This is a genomic window from Paraburkholderia aromaticivorans, assembly GCF_012689525.1.
In the GTDB taxonomy this organism is placed as follows: domain Bacteria; phylum Pseudomonadota; class Gammaproteobacteria; order Burkholderiales; family Burkholderiaceae; genus Paraburkholderia; species Paraburkholderia aromaticivorans_A.
Genome location: NZ_CP051515.1, coordinates 3,436,633 through 3,450,724, shown reverse-complemented (window position 1 = coordinate 3,450,724; position 14,092 = coordinate 3,436,633). Strand labels below are relative to the sequence as shown.

The 14,092-nt window shown below is 64.4% G+C and carries 8 protein-coding genes; 3 read left to right on the top strand and 5 right to left on the bottom strand.

Annotated features, from left to right (window positions below; all coding sequences use genetic code 11):
- Positions 1 to 47: 47 nt before the first annotated feature.
- From HF916_RS27215 to HF916_RS27205, 3 genes are all read left to right on the top strand, one after another.
- A complete protein-coding gene (locus tag HF916_RS27215; protein WP_168791826.1) occupies positions 48 to 869 on the top strand; it encodes a sensor histidine kinase in 822 nt (273 codons plus the stop codon).
- Between the two features lie 93 nt (positions 870 to 962).
- Entirely contained in the window at positions 963 to 2,306 is a 1,344-nt protein-coding gene (locus HF916_RS27210; protein WP_168791825.1) for a hemolysin family protein, read from the top strand.
- Positions 2,307 to 2,366: 60 nt separating this feature from the next.
- Positions 2,367 to 3,089, top strand: a complete 723-nt coding sequence (locus HF916_RS27205; RefSeq protein WP_168791824.1) for a sulfite exporter TauE/SafE family protein — start codon at positions 2,367 to 2,369, stop codon at positions 3,087 to 3,089.
- Between the two features lie 20 nt (positions 3,090 to 3,109).
- On the opposite strand, the gene HF916_RS27200 is transcribed toward HF916_RS27205, so the two are convergent.
- From HF916_RS27200 to glgX, 5 genes are all read right to left on the bottom strand, one after another.
- Positions 3,110 to 4,543, bottom strand: coding sequence for a dipeptidase (locus HF916_RS27200; RefSeq protein ID WP_168791823.1), 1,434 nt, complete (start codon positions 4,541 to 4,543; stop codon positions 3,110 to 3,112).
- 168 nt (positions 4,544 to 4,711) lie between these two features.
- Positions 4,712 to 7,570 carry a malto-oligosyltrehalose synthase gene (gene treY, locus HF916_RS27195; protein WP_168791822.1) on the bottom strand — a complete coding sequence of 953 codons (2,859 nt, stop codon included), beginning with the start codon at positions 7,568 to 7,570 and terminating at the stop codon, positions 4,712 to 4,714.
- Positions 7,567 to 9,777, bottom strand: a complete 2,211-nt coding sequence (malQ, locus tag HF916_RS27190) for a 4-alpha-glucanotransferase (RefSeq protein WP_168791821.1) — start codon at positions 9,775 to 9,777, stop codon at positions 7,567 to 7,569. Before malQ ends, treY begins: the two co-directional genes overlap by 4 nt.
- Entirely contained in the window at positions 9,774 to 11,696 is a 1,923-nt protein-coding gene (gene treZ, locus HF916_RS27185) for a malto-oligosyltrehalose trehalohydrolase (RefSeq protein WP_168791820.1), read from the bottom strand. The genes malQ and treZ overlap by 4 nt, the downstream gene beginning before the upstream one ends.
- A gap of 145 nt (positions 11,697 to 11,841) precedes the next feature.
- Complete coding sequence (glgX, locus tag HF916_RS27180) at positions 11,842 to 14,061, bottom strand: glycogen debranching protein GlgX (protein ID WP_168791819.1); 2,220 nt, start codon at positions 14,059 to 14,061, stop codon at positions 11,842 to 11,844.
- Positions 14,062 to 14,092 lie beyond the last annotated feature (31 nt).

The window sequence follows — 14,092 nt, the reverse complement described above, 5'->3', positions numbered from 1 at the left end:
AATGGGGCTTCTTTCAATCATCATGCACTGCCTGAGAGGGCTCGATCGTGACAACGTCTTCAACCGGAACTGCCGGCGAAAAAACGGTCCCTTCCGGCTTCGCCGTATCCGAACGCACCGCGCACCTGCGCGCGGAAACCGCGCTGTTCATGCGTGACCATGTGCTCTCGCTGGTGTCGCATGATCTGCGCGGTCCGTTGAATGCCATCCATAGCTGGGCGTACGTGCTGGAGCGCAAGCTCGACGCGAACGACCCCAACGCGCAGCGCGCCGTCACCGGCATTCGTAATGGCGTGGACCAGCAGGTCAAGCTGCTCGAGACGATCGTCGACGCCACGCGCGCCGAAACGAAATCGCTGGCGCTGGCCTATGCGTCATTCCCACTGCATCCGTTACTCGATGAAACCGTGGAAGAAGTCCGCTCGGGCCTGGCTCGCACGCGCGGCGTGGAAGTCACGCTCGACTCGCAACTCGCCACCGAGCAACTCAAGGGCGACCGCGAGCGCCTCGCTGCCGCGCTATGGCTGATGCTGACGTTCGCAGTCGAAACGAGCCCGGAAGGCGCCACGGTCGTCCTGTCCACGAAAGCCGACACGAGCACATGGCACGCCAGCCTCTTGTACGACACGAACTGCGCTGCGTTGCAGGATCCCGCCTTGCCTCATGTGCTCGAAGCGTTTGCCCGCAAGCAGGCGCGCGAGCCGCGCGAAGCGAGACGGATCGCATGGGTGCTGGCGTTGTGCAAGCGCGTCGCGGAAGCGCACGGCGGCAGTTTCGAGCAGGGCGAAGCAATCGGAGGTGACGCAGCCGGCAGCAACATGGCCACGCTCGCACTACGCATCCCGCTGAGCGCAAGCGCGGCAAAGTGAACGGTTGGACTCCGCCACTTCGGTTGCACGATGCAGATTTCACCGAGCTTTCACCCTCTATACTGACAACTTTTGTTGCCGGAGCCTTTCGCTTTGATCCAGGTCGTCGCCCTTATTGGTGCATTGTTTCTCGTTGCCCTCAACGGTTTCTTTGTTGCCGCTGAATTCGGTCTGGTCAAACTGCGGCAGACGCGCGTGCAAAGCCTTGCCGCCAAACATGGCATGCGCGGGCGTCTGCTGGGCAAGGTGCACGGGCGCCTCGACGCCTATCTGTCCGCCTGCCAGCTCGGCATCACACTGGCGTCGCTCGGGCTCGGCTGGATCGGCGAGCCCGCGTTCGCGGAGTTGCTCACACCGGTCTTCAGTCTGCTCGGCGTGGAATCGGAGAAGCTGATCCACGGCATTTCGCTGTTCTTCGCGTTCTCGTGCATTTCGTTCCTGCATATCGTGGTGGGCGAACTGGCGCCGAAGTCGCTGGCGATCCGCGAGGCGGAAAAGGTATCGCTCTGGGCCGCCACGCCGCTCTACGGCTTTTACTGGGCCATGTATCCGGCAATCTGGGTGCTCAATACGAGCGCCAACGCCGTGCTCAAACTCACCGGGCTCGACGCCGATCACGGCCACGACTCGCATTACTCCACCGACGAACTCAAGCTGATCCTGCGCGGCCGCCGCGCTAACGTCGCCACGGAACTGGGTTCGGCGGACGGCGCCTACAGTCAGGACGAGTGGAACACGATCGCGCACTCGCTCGATTTTTCGCGCATGACCGTGTCGGACCTCATGCGTCCGGCCTACGAAATGATCGGCTTGCGCCGCGATTTGCCGTTGCGCGAAAACATGCAGGTGGTGGCGCGGCATCGCTTCAGCCGTTATCCGCTGTTCGAAGACGCATCCGGCGAGCGCGTGGCCGGCATGATCCATTTGAAGGACTTGCTGCTGGCCCGCCATGCGGGCAGCACGCTTGAGGATCTCTCCAAATACGCGCGGCCTGTGCAATACGTCACGCCGGAAATGCCGGCGCTCGAACTGTTTCGCCGCTTCCGCAAGGGCGCGCCGCACTTCGCGCTGGTCGGCCACAAGCGGGAGAAGCCGATCGGTTTCCTGACGCTCGACAATCTGCTCGGCGCGCTGGTGGGCCAGATTCACGACGAGTTCCGTCAGGGCGACGCCGACTGGACGCGCATGGACGACGGCACCTTGATGGGCAAGGGCAGCTTGCCGGTGGTGTCGCTGGAACGCGCGTTGGGGATCGACATCGACGAAGGCAAGGCCGAATCGGTCGGCGGCCTCGTGATTCAGGCGCTCAACGATCTGCCCAGCGAAGGGCAGAGAGTCGAGTTCGACCGCTTCGACGTCGTGGTCAAGAAGATGAAAGGGCCGCGTATCGTGCTTGTGCGGGTCTATCCGAAAACCTTCGACGACGAAGGTGGCTAAGCTGCGATAGCGCTGCAACACGCCACAGGTAGAATTGTCGTCCACACCATTGGGGGCGACATGGGATATCTGTTGGTGCTGTGCGTCGGATTGCTGGCCGGCATGTTGAGCGGCGTGGTCGGCACCGGCTCGTCGATGATGCTGATGCCCGTTCTCGTGATGCTGTTCGGTCCGCAACAGGCGGTGCCGATCATGGCGATCGCCGCGATCATGGGCAACTTCGGCAAGGTCCTCGCGTGGTGGCGCGAGATCGACTGGCGGGCGTGCGGCGCCTACTGCGTGACCGCCGTGCCGGGCGCGGCGCTGGGCGTGCGAACGCTGCTCGCATTGCCGCCGCATGCGGTCGAAATTGCGTTGGGGTTGTTCTTCGTCGCGATGGTGCCCACGCGGCGCTGGCTCGCGCGCCGGGATATCAAGTTCTCGTTGTGGCAGCTTTCCCTGATCGGCGGCGTGGTGGGTTTTCTCACCGGAATCGTCGTGTCTACCGGACCGATCACGGTGCCCGTGTTCATGTCTTACGGCCTCGTGAAAGGCGCTTTTCTCGCAACCGAAGCGGCGGGTTCCCTGACCGTTTATGCCGCCAAAGTTGCGGTCTTCAATCATTTCGGCGCGTTGCCTTTGCATGTGGTGATCGATGGCTTGATCACCGGCTCGGCATTGATGGTCGGCTCGTTTGCCGCGCGGTCGATCGTGGTTCGGATGAGTCCCTCGACATTCAAACTGGTCGTCGACGGGTTGATGTTGTCTTCGGGGCTGTCGCTACTGTGGGCGGCGGGGCGCTAGGGCTTGCTTGAACGATCGGCCTAACCCACAGACGCCTGAAACACGCGCCGATAGTTCCCACCGAGAATCGCGCCCACTTCCTCCGGCGAGAAACCGGCAAGCAGCAGCGCGCTGGCCAGATCGGGCAACTGCTCGTAGCTGCGAAACACCGGCGGCGAAATAAACCCGAGCATGTCCGTGCCGAGGCCGACATGCTCCACGCCGACCACATCCGCCACGCGTTTGACGCCTTCGGCCATCGCATGCAAATCCTTGAATGTCCCCGAGCTTGGCCACACGCCGATCACGCCACCCGTGGCCGCGATCGCGCGCGCATGGTCCGCCGTGATGAGCCGGCTTCGCGCGCCCGGATGCGTGGCCAACGCGCTATGTGACAGCACGAGCGGTTTGGTCGACGTGTCGGCCGCGCGCTTGACCAGATCGTACGTGCCGTGCGCGACATCGACGACGATCCCCAATGCATTGCAACGGCGTATCACCTGTACGCCGGTATCGGTCAGGCCGCCGTGCACCGGCGGCTCGGTCTGGATATCGCCGAGTTCGTTCACGCGGTAGTGCGTCAGTTGCAGGTGCCGCAACCGGTGCTGCGTGTACGCCTCATCGACCCGATCCACCTGGCCTTCGAGAAAATCGGCGCCTTCGGCGGAGATGATCGCGCACGGCCCGAGCGGACCGGAAGCCGTCAGCGACGCCGTGTTCGTGACCAGTTGCATCTGCTGACGTTCGATCAGCTCGCGGGCTCGCTGGAATTCGGTCTGACCGAGCGCATAGAGTTCGCCGGGCTGCGGATCGCGCCAGGCTTCGAAACGCTTACGGTTGTCGGCAACACGCGTGACGGTCGTATCGGTGACGATCGCAAGGCAAATGACGTTCATGCCGCCGGCGCGCATCGGCGCGGCAAGCGGAATGAACGGACGATGCGCGCCGATCGCTGGATTGCGCGACACGATCACGCGGCCGCCGTGGCTGTGCATGTCGATGGTGAGCGTGCCCGCGGGCGGCTGCCATGTCGGCGCCGCGGCGCCGTCGTGCGCCTCGGTGTAGCCACCGAAACGGCCGGGCGCACAAGCCGTCAATCCGAGCGCCGCACCGGATGTCAGAAACGCGCGCCGGCTGAACGTTCGTGGCGACGGCGTCTCGACAAGATCGAGCGGCTTCGCATCGACCAATCGATACCGCCAGCCGGCAGGGTCGTCCACCAGATGCACGAGCCGGCCGCGCAGTGTCAAGGCGTCTGCTTGCGGCGCGATCGGCATAGCCGCATGCACTTCGATCGAGGTCAACGGATTTCGTGGCACGCACCCGCCGCAGCAAGGTTCGTCAGCGCTCAGTAAGAAATAGTCGACGGAGTCGGCCTGCGGATCGAGCGGAATCATCCAGCCCGATAGTTCGATGGTCGCGCCGTGCCGTGCGTCGGCGTCGCAGTTGCGGATCGTCGGCCAGTCGATGTTCATCAGCGCTTCCCTTGGTTATTCGCATCCTGATTGTACAAAGGGGCGGTGTATTGGGACACGAACAGCAGAACAGTGCAGTGGAATGACGCCTCATTTCGAATACGCCCACGAAAAAAGGCGGTTAGAGCACGTACGCTCCAACCGCCTTCGCCCACAAAATCTGCAAGATCAACCGCGCGGCACGCCATCCTCCACCAACACCGCGATCGGCATTGCGCCCAACGCATCGCGCAGATACAGCAGACCGTTTTCATCGACCTTCGGCGCGGCGGGACTCAGCCAGTCGAACAGCGCTCTCGCGGACAGATCGGACGGCATCTCCAGCGCCGTGTCCTCCCATTTCGCGGGATCGACCATTGGCATATCGCCTTCCTCGCCGAGCAATCCAGCCGCGAGCCGGCTCGCCACCACCACGGCCCACGCATTGCCATGCCGCCGCGCAAACGCGAGCACATTCGACGCGTGCTTACCGCGCACCGCGAGCGGCAGATATTCGCTCTGACTCAGCAATTCCGGCAGATGCGCTCGCAACGCGAGCACGCGCTGCACCACCGCGAGCTTCACGCGTCCATCGCGCCAGCTCGGCAGGAATTCCGACGGCGGCGTCTGCACGAGCCACGCCTCGCGTTGGGCGAAATCGACGGGCCGGCGATTGTCCGGATCGACCAGACTGAAGTCCCACAACTCGGTGCCCTGATAAAGATCGGGAATCCCAGGCGATGCCAGCCGCAGAACCGTCTGCTGCAAGCTATTGAGCGCACCGGCGCGCCCGATTCGTGCGACGAACGCGGACAACTCCTTCAGGAAGCCGTCGCGCCGTTGCGGCGCGAGGATGTCGAACAGGAAATCGCGACAGGCGGCCTCGTACTCTTCGTCGGGCGCGAGCCAGTTGGTTTGCAGCTTGGCTTCGCGCAGCGCCTTCAACTGCCATTGCGCGACGCGTTCGGCCAGTTCCTTCACGCCGGCTTCGTCGTCGGGTTGCAGATCCGGCGGCCAGCAGCCGACCAGCGTTTGATAGAGCATCGCTTCGGCGGCGGGGCCGGGCGCCCAGTCGTAGCTCGTGTCCTGGCCGACGCTGTTGACGGGTTTGCCATCGAGCGCGCGACGATGCGGCGCATTCAACGTGGACCACGCGCGCAACGTCGCGCTCCAGTCCCGCGCGATCTCGCTCAACACGGCGAGCCGCGCACGCACGTCCTCGCCACGTTTGTGATCGTGCGTGGCTGTCGCGAGCATGGCGTGAGGAAAGCGCTGCGAACGCTCCAGATTCGCCGCGTGAAACGCTTCGACCGACAACGCGAACTCGCCTGGGTCCGAGCCGACCTCGTTGCGCGACAACAGCCGGCCATAGCGATAGCACGCCGTATCCTCGACCGCCTTCGCGGCGACCGGCGCGGTCAACTGCGAAAACAGCGTTTGCGCGGTGCGTCGCGCGGAACCGGCATGGCTCGGTGGCGCACCATTCTGGCCTTGTTGCGGCGGTGCGCCGCTTCGTCCAGGTGGCGGTTCTTCCGGACTGCCGCCGAGCCACGCGTTCACGCGATCGAGCGCGACAAGGTCCGCGCGCGAAAGCGAGCGTCGCGCGCCCTCCAAAGCCTGGTCGAAATAGACGTTATCCGTCGCGCTGCGCAGACCGTTCTGCGGATAGATTCGATAGACCGGAAAATGCACGACCAGTTCGGTCAGCACACGCCGCAGCGTGGTGAAAGTGAAGTCGCGCGTGGTCAGCGAATCGCGCGCAATGCGATGCAACGCGCGCGCCGCGCGGTCGAGTTCCGCCGAAAGATTCTCAGCGAGGATCTTGCGGCGTGCGATTAGTGCTTCGTCCGCAAAACGCGGGCTGCGGCCGGTCAGTTCGGTCCAGGTTTGCGCGAGCGGTTCGGCGCCGGCCGGATCGTGCAGCAGCGCGCCGACGTCGCTCATGAAATCGTAGCCGGTCGTGCCGTCCACCGGCCAATCGTCGCGCAGCGGTTCGCCGCGTCCGAGAATCTTTTCGACCACCACATACGGCGCGGTATCGCGCAGTTCCGTGAGACGTTGCCGCAAACGCTGACAGTATTCGCGCGGCTCGGCGAGGCCGTCGACGTGATCGATCCGCAGGCCGTCCACCACGCCTTCCTGGTACAGACGGAAAGGCAGCGCATGCACGGCCTCGAACACTTCGGGCCGCTCCACGCGCACACCGGCGAGCGTCGAGATGTCGAAGAAACGCCGCCAGTTCACTTCGTCCGACGCGGTGCGCCACCACGCCAGACGGAAGTGTTGCCGCTCGATCAGCCGATGCAGGCGGTCACGCGTCACCGGATCGTCGGGCGAATAGGCCTGCAGCGCGATCTCGATCGCCGAGTTGCCGTTTTGCGTGGCGAATTCGCGCAGCATGTCGCGGCCTTCGGCGGCGCGGGGATGATCGGTGGGCTGCGTCGTGAGCCCATGGAAGCGTTCGGCGAGCGCGTTGAGATCAGAGCGGTCGGCGCTTTGCAGGATCGACGCGTAATCGGTCGGGCATATCGGAAACACGTGCGGGCCGTAGCCGATATAAAAGCGCCCAACGTCGGCTGCAAAATGCAGCGCGATGCGGCCCGCCGCGAGCTCCTCCCCGTACGCCGCGCCGAGCGTGGGCAGCAGCACCTTGCCGCGCAAGGCGGGATCCGGCGAATGCCAGTCCACGTCGAAATGGCGTGCATAAGCGCTATGACGGCCCCATTCGAGGATATCGAGCCACCACGCGTTGCTGGAGCCGCCGACGCCCATATGGTTCGGCACCGTGTCGATGATCAGCCCCATGTTATGCGCGCGCAGTTTGTCGACGAGGCGCTTCAAACCCGCCTCGCCGCCGCATTCGGCGCTGACCTGGGTGTAGTCGACGGTGTCGTAGCCGTGCATCGAGCCCGGCTCGGCCGTCGTGATGGGCGACGCGTACACGTGGCTGATGCCGAGCGCGGCGAAGTAGTCGACGTGCTTCGCGGCATCGTCGAAGGTAAAGCCTCGATGAAACTGGAGGCGAAGCGTGGAGCGCGGGACGGTCATGGCGTATCAGGCTCCGAAGAAGCGTTGGCAGAAGGAACCGGCGCGGTTGCGGCGCGGCGTGCGCGATCGACCGCGAGCAGCCGGTCGCAGAACGTGTCGTCCTCGAACAGTTCGTCGATCGGCACGCTCACGCGTCGGCGCCAGTTCGGATGCTCGTCGATCGAGCCGGGCAGATTCGGCTGCTCGACTTGCGTGAGCAGATCCTCGAGCGGAAACGTCACCAGTGGGCCGGGCGTCGCGGCGACGAAGGCGAGCGCTTCGTCCACGGGCGCGCTGTCGGGCGGCGGCGCAGCGACGTCGGGCGCGGCCACGCCCGCTTGCTGGAACGCGCGCCACAACTCGGCGCGGTCTTTCGCGCGCTCTTCCTGGGCGGCTTCCTCGGGATCGCGGCCATCGGCGCGCGCCATCGTCTGGCCGATCCGGTTGCGCCACGTGATGTCGCTGCCACGCCACCAGCCGGCGACCGTCGGCAGATCATGCGTGGTCGTCGTGCCGACCGCATTGCGGTCCCACGCGTAAGGCAACTTGAATCCTTTGCCGTCGTGCGCGCCCTCGAACCACAGCACGCGAATGCCGGCGAGACCGTGCTCCGCGAGCCGCTCGCGAAAACCGGGCGGCACGGTGCCGAGATCCTCGCCGATCACGATCGCACGATGCCGCCACGATTCGAGCGCAATCAGCCGCAGAAGGTCTTCGAGCGGATAGCGCAGATACGCGCCGTGACGCGCGCTTTCGCCTTCGGGCACGAGCCACAGCCGTCGCAAGCCGAGAATGTGATCGATGCGGATGCCGCCGGCATGCGCGAACGCCGCGCGCAGCATATCGATGAAAGCAGAGAAGCCCTGCGTGCGCATGGCGCGCGGTGAGAACGTGGTAAGTCCCCACGCCTGGCCGGCCTGGTTGAACAGATCGGGCGGCGCGCCGACCGACACGCCTTGCAGCATATCGTCGCGATACGACCATGCATGACTGCCGGCGCTATCGCAGCCCACCGCGAGATCGGCGATCAGGCCGACGGCCATGCCGGCATCGCGCGCCGCATGTTGCGCGTGCGACAAACCCTTGGCGGCCAGCCATTGCAGGAACAGATGGAAATCGACCTCGTGACGGTTGGCCTCGGCGAAGGCTTCGACTTCCGGGCTGCGCGGATCGCGCAATGCCTCAGGCCAGTTGCGCCAATGTCCATTGCCGCCTTCTTGCGAGAGCTGCGACGCCTGCAACGCTTCGAAGCGTGCGTGGTCTTCGAGCGCGCGCCCGGCGCGTTCGCAGAAACCATGAAATTCCAGCGCGCGCGGCGTGTTCTGCGCGCGTTCGTGCGTGCAGAAATGCTCGTACAGCGTGCGCAAGACCTTCAGCTTCAGCACGACCGCGTTCGGCCAGTCGATCAACGGCAAGCGTTCGAGTTTCGACCACGCGTCGCCGGCCTGCGCGGCTTCGAGGGCGGCGTGAGCCGCATCCGCGCCGAACACCGCGGCGGGATCGATATGCGTGACGTTCAACCACAAACGCGACGACGGCGAATACGGGCTGAAGCGCTCCGGCTCCGCACTAAACATCGCATGAGTCGGACTGACGGCGAGCGCGTGCGCGCCACGCTTCGCACTTTCCACGGCGATTTGCGCGAGCGCCGAATAATCGCCGATGCCGCCGTCGCCGGTGCGGCGCAAGCCGTACAACTGCGCGGCGATGCCCCACAGCGGCGGCGCGGGGCTGTCGTCGTTCGTGTCGTCGTCGTGCAGCGTGCGCCAGGCGTCGGCGACCGTATAGCAACGCGGCGGCGCCACGGCCAGCGTGATGCGCTGTTCGTGGATCACGAGCGTGTGATAGCCGGCTTCGTCGATCGGTGCGAGCAAGGCTTCTTCGCCTTTGGGCGCCGTAAACCGGCCGTCGATGATCGAGCCGCTTTCCAGTTCGATCCGATAGTGGCTGCCGTGCTTGATCGCCGCGATGGGCAACGCGATGCCGCGTCCGACTTCCGCGGTCATCAGCGGCGGCAGTCTACGGCCTGACAATTCGGCCTCCAGGGCCGCCGCGCTGTGGCGGATTTCCGTGGCGTTGCCGCACGGCAACCCCATCCGTTCGAGCAGCACGGCAAGTGTGCTTTCAGGCACATGCTGCGTCGTATGGTGCGCATCCTGCCACTCCACCTCGAAGCCGGCGCGCGAGGCGAGAGTGACGATCGTGTCGTGAGGGCGTCGGGTAGTCACGCGTGGCGCTCCTGTTGTCCCGCGATGCGAGCATCGTGGCCGCTGGCATAGTCGCAGACGTCGCCGGTCAGCCACGCGACGAACGCGTAGGGCGGCAACACCTTGACGTCGACCTGTTCGCGCACCCGCGCCGGCGTTTCGAAAATCACTTTGCCGGCGGGAATCTCAGTGCACGCCACGTTCTCTTTCGAGAGATTCAGCGCGACCGATAACGTCTCACCGTCGCAGAGTTTCCAGCGCGCGATCAGTGCATTGGCGTCGCCGCCATTCGCCGCGGTCAGCACTGTCACGCCGCACGACTTGCTATGTTGGAGGCGTGGGGTGATCAGCTTGGCGCGCACGGCCAGCGCGGATTTGTAGAAGTGCATCCAGTCGAGCCGGTCTTTCGCTTCATCGGCGTCATGCTTTGGCGCTTCGTGCGACGCCGGCGGTGATGAGGCCGCGAACGTCTTCACGTCGTTCGGATCGGGAATCTGGGCGCGGCGTTTCTCGTCGCTGAACGAGGAAAAGCGCGCGAATTCCCGGCGGCGTCCTTCGCGGACCGCGTCGGCGAGATCGCCGGCGTAGTCGGTGAAAAACAGGAAGGGCTGCGTGGACCCGTATTCCTCGTCCATGAAAAGCAGCGGAATTTGCGGCGACAGCAGCAGCAGGCCGGTGGCGGCGCGCAACGCATCGTCCGAGGTCAGCTTGCGCAAGCGCTCGCCGAACGCGCGGTTGCCGATCTGATCGTGGTTCTGCAGGAAGATCACGAACGAAGTGGGCGGCAGATGGCCGCTCGCTTCGCCGCGTGGCTTGCCGTCGTGAATCGGCGACGGGTCGCCCTGATACGTGAAGCCTTCCGACAGCACGCGCGCAAGGCGGCGGATCGGCTGGTCTTCGTACGCGTGGTAATAGCCTTCGGTTTCGCCGGTCAGCAGCACGTGCAACGTGTTGTGCGCGTCGTCGTTCCATTGCGCGTCGAAATGCGTTTCCAGCAGGCTCGCGCTGTTGTGCTCGTTTTCCAGCACCAGGTGCACATGCCGGCCATGCTGCACTTTGGCGCGGATATGGTCGGACAGTTCGCGCAGCCACGCGTGGTTGTCGATGGCGTGCACCGCGTCGAAACGCAGGCCGTCGAGCCGATATTCGTTGATCCAGTAGACGGCGTTATCCGTGAAGAAGTCGCTCACTTCGCAGCGCTCGAAGTCGATCGCCGGGCCCCACGGCGTGTGCGTGCCTTCGCGAAAGAATGTGCGGGCGTACTGGTGCAGATAGTTGCCGTCCGGGCCGAAGTGGTTGTAGACCACGTCGAGAAACACCATGAGGCCGAGACCGTGCGCGGTGTCGATCAACGCTTTCAGATCTTCAGGGCGGCCGTAAGCGGAATCGGGCGCATACGGCAACACGCCGTCATAGCCCCAATTGTGCTTGCCGGGAAAGTCGTTCAGCGGCATTAACTCGATGGCCGTGACGCCGAGCGCGGCGAGTTGCGGCAGCCGCTTCTGCACGCCTGCATAACCGCCCATTGCGCCGACGTGCAACTCGTACAACACCGTTTCTTCCCAAGGCCGGCCGTGCCAGTTCGTGTGTTCCCAATGGTAGGCGCGCGGATCGATGACTTCGCTCGGTCCATGCACGTCTTGCGGCTGGAAGCGCGACGCCGGATCGGGCACCGCATGCTCGCCATCCAGCCGGAAGCGGTATAGCGTGCCCGCGCCGCCATCGACGCTCGCTTCGAACCAGCCGTTGCCGGCGGGCGTCATGTCGTGCGCGCCTTGGGCAGGGCCGTTTTCGATTTCCACCTGGACGTGTTTGCAGGAAGGCGCCCAGAAGCGAAACCGCGTGCGCGGCTTCGCGCCCGTCGCGCCAAGCAACTGCGCGCCGAACGGCAAACAATGCGCGTGATGATGCGCATGAGGATCAATCGGACTTTCGGACATGATTCGTCACCATTCAGTTTTGCTTTCGAGCCGCGTGTCACGCGTCGTTCGCGCCGGCGGTGTGTGAGGCACAACGCACAACGCGTACAACGACGACGCGCAATAACGCAGCCCGCATGCTGTCGGGTCGCGGCGCCGCTGCCGCCTAAGTGGTCGGCGACGTATCGCTACTGGGCGGATGCGCACCCGGATCGGGCGGAAGCGCAGTCAGAAGCCGCGGCCCATGCTGCGCGCCGGCCTTCCAGCCCGCTTGCCAATCCGCTTCGCCCACCGGCTGCGCAGCCAGCATCACCAGGCTATGCGCGGCCACTTCGACCTCCGCCACCGCCAGCCGATGCGGCACGCTCTCCGGCTCAGCAGTGTCTAACAGCACGTGCCATTCCAGGTGCGGGGCGGGCGGTGTAAAACGCAGTGTTTCCTCGTTGGCGTTGAGCATCATCAACAATACTTCTGTTTCGCCGTTTAAACCTGGACCCGCGCGACGCAGCGTGAACGCGCGGCCTTCGGGGTCCTGCCAGGCTTCGATGGTGAGCGGGTCGCCGTGTTCGTCGAACCAGCCGACATCGAACAGGCCCGGCAACACTTCACGATCGCCGAACAGAAAACGCGTTTCGCGCAATAGCGGATGTCGCTTGCGCAGCGCGATCACACGCGCGACGAACGCGGTCATCTGCTGACCGTCCGGCGAATCCGCGCGTTCCCAGTCGAGCCATGAAATTTCGTTGTCCTGGCAATACGCATTGTTGTTGCCATTCTGCGTGCGCAGCGATTCGTCGCCGGCCAGCATCATCGGCGTGCCGAGCGCCATCAGCAGCGTGGCGATCAGCGAGCGCGCCACGCGTTTGCGAGTGACGAGAATCGCGGGGTCGTCGCTCGTGCCTTCCACGCCCCAGTTGCGGCTGCAGTTTTCGTTATGGCCGTCGTTGTTGTCTTCGCGATTGGCTTCGTTGTGCTTCTGCTCGTAAGCGGTGACATCGGCCAACGTAAAACCGTCATGCGACGTGACAAAATTGACCGATGCCCACGGCTTCCTGAAACGCCGGTTGAACAGATCGGCCGAGCCGGTCAAACGCGCGGCGAGATCGGGCCGCAGGCCGGCGTCGCCGCGCCAGAAACGGCGCACGGTGTCGCGGAAACGGTCGTTCCATTCGCCGAAGCCCGGCGGATGATTGCCGAGTTGATAACCGCCTGGCCCGATGTCCCACGGCTCTGAAATCAGCTTGCGTTGCGACAGGATCGGGTCTTGCCGTAACGCGTCGAAGAAACCGGAGCCGGGATCGAAACCGTGCTGCTCGCGGCCGAGCGTGACGCCCAGATCGAAACGAAAGCCGTCGATATTGAACGCCGTCGACCAGTAGCGCAGCGAATCCATCACCATTTGCAGCACACGCGGATGCGGCAGATTCACGGTGTTGCCACAACCGGTGTCGTTGATATGGTGACGTTCGTCGCCGGGAATCAGACGGTAGTAGCTGGCGTTATCGAGGCCGCGCCACGACACGGTCGGTCCCATCTCGTTGCCTTCGCAGGTGTGGTTGTAGACCACGTCGAGAATGACTTCGATGCCGGCCGCGTGCAACTGACGCACGGCGATGCGCATTTCGTCGAGCCGGTGCGTGCTGAGATACGACGGCTCCGGCGCGAAAAAGGCCGCCGTGTTGTAACCCCAGTAGTTGCGCAGGCCGCGCTCCACCAGAAAGCGGTCGTTGAGAAACGCATGCACGGGCAGCAGTTCGACCGCGGTCACGCCGAGTTTCAGCAGATGCTCGATGAACTCCGGCGAAGACAGCGCCGCGAACGTGCCGCGTTCATGCTGACGCAAATCGGCGCGCAACATCGAGGCGCCGCGCACATGCGTCTCGTAGACGATGGTTTCGCCCCACGGCACATTCGGGCGTTTGTCGTGCGACCAGTCGAACGCTTCGTCGATCACCACGCACTTCGGCATGGCCGGCGCCGAATCACGCCGGTCGATGGACAGGTCCGCGCGATTCGAATGCACGCGATAACCGAACAGCGCATCCGACCAGCGAAATTGTCCGACCAGTTTGCGCGCGTACGGATCGAGCAACAGCTTGTGCGGGTTGAAGCGATGCCCATGTTGCGGCTGATACGGCCCATGCGCGCGAAACCCGTAAGCGGTGCCCGGATGCGCGTTCGGCAGGTAGCCGTGCCAGATCTCGTCGGTGCATTCGGGCAGCGTGAAACGGCGGATTTCCTTGCGGCCGGTGGGATCGAACAGGCAAAGCTCGATTTTTTGCGCGTTCGCCGAGAACACTGCAAAGTTGACGCCGAGGCCATCCCAGCTAGCGCCGAGCGGATAGGGCGAACCGGGCAGAAGCCGGTCGGGCATTGCATGCGACATGATTCCCCTTCCCTGTTCTGATTGTTGAACG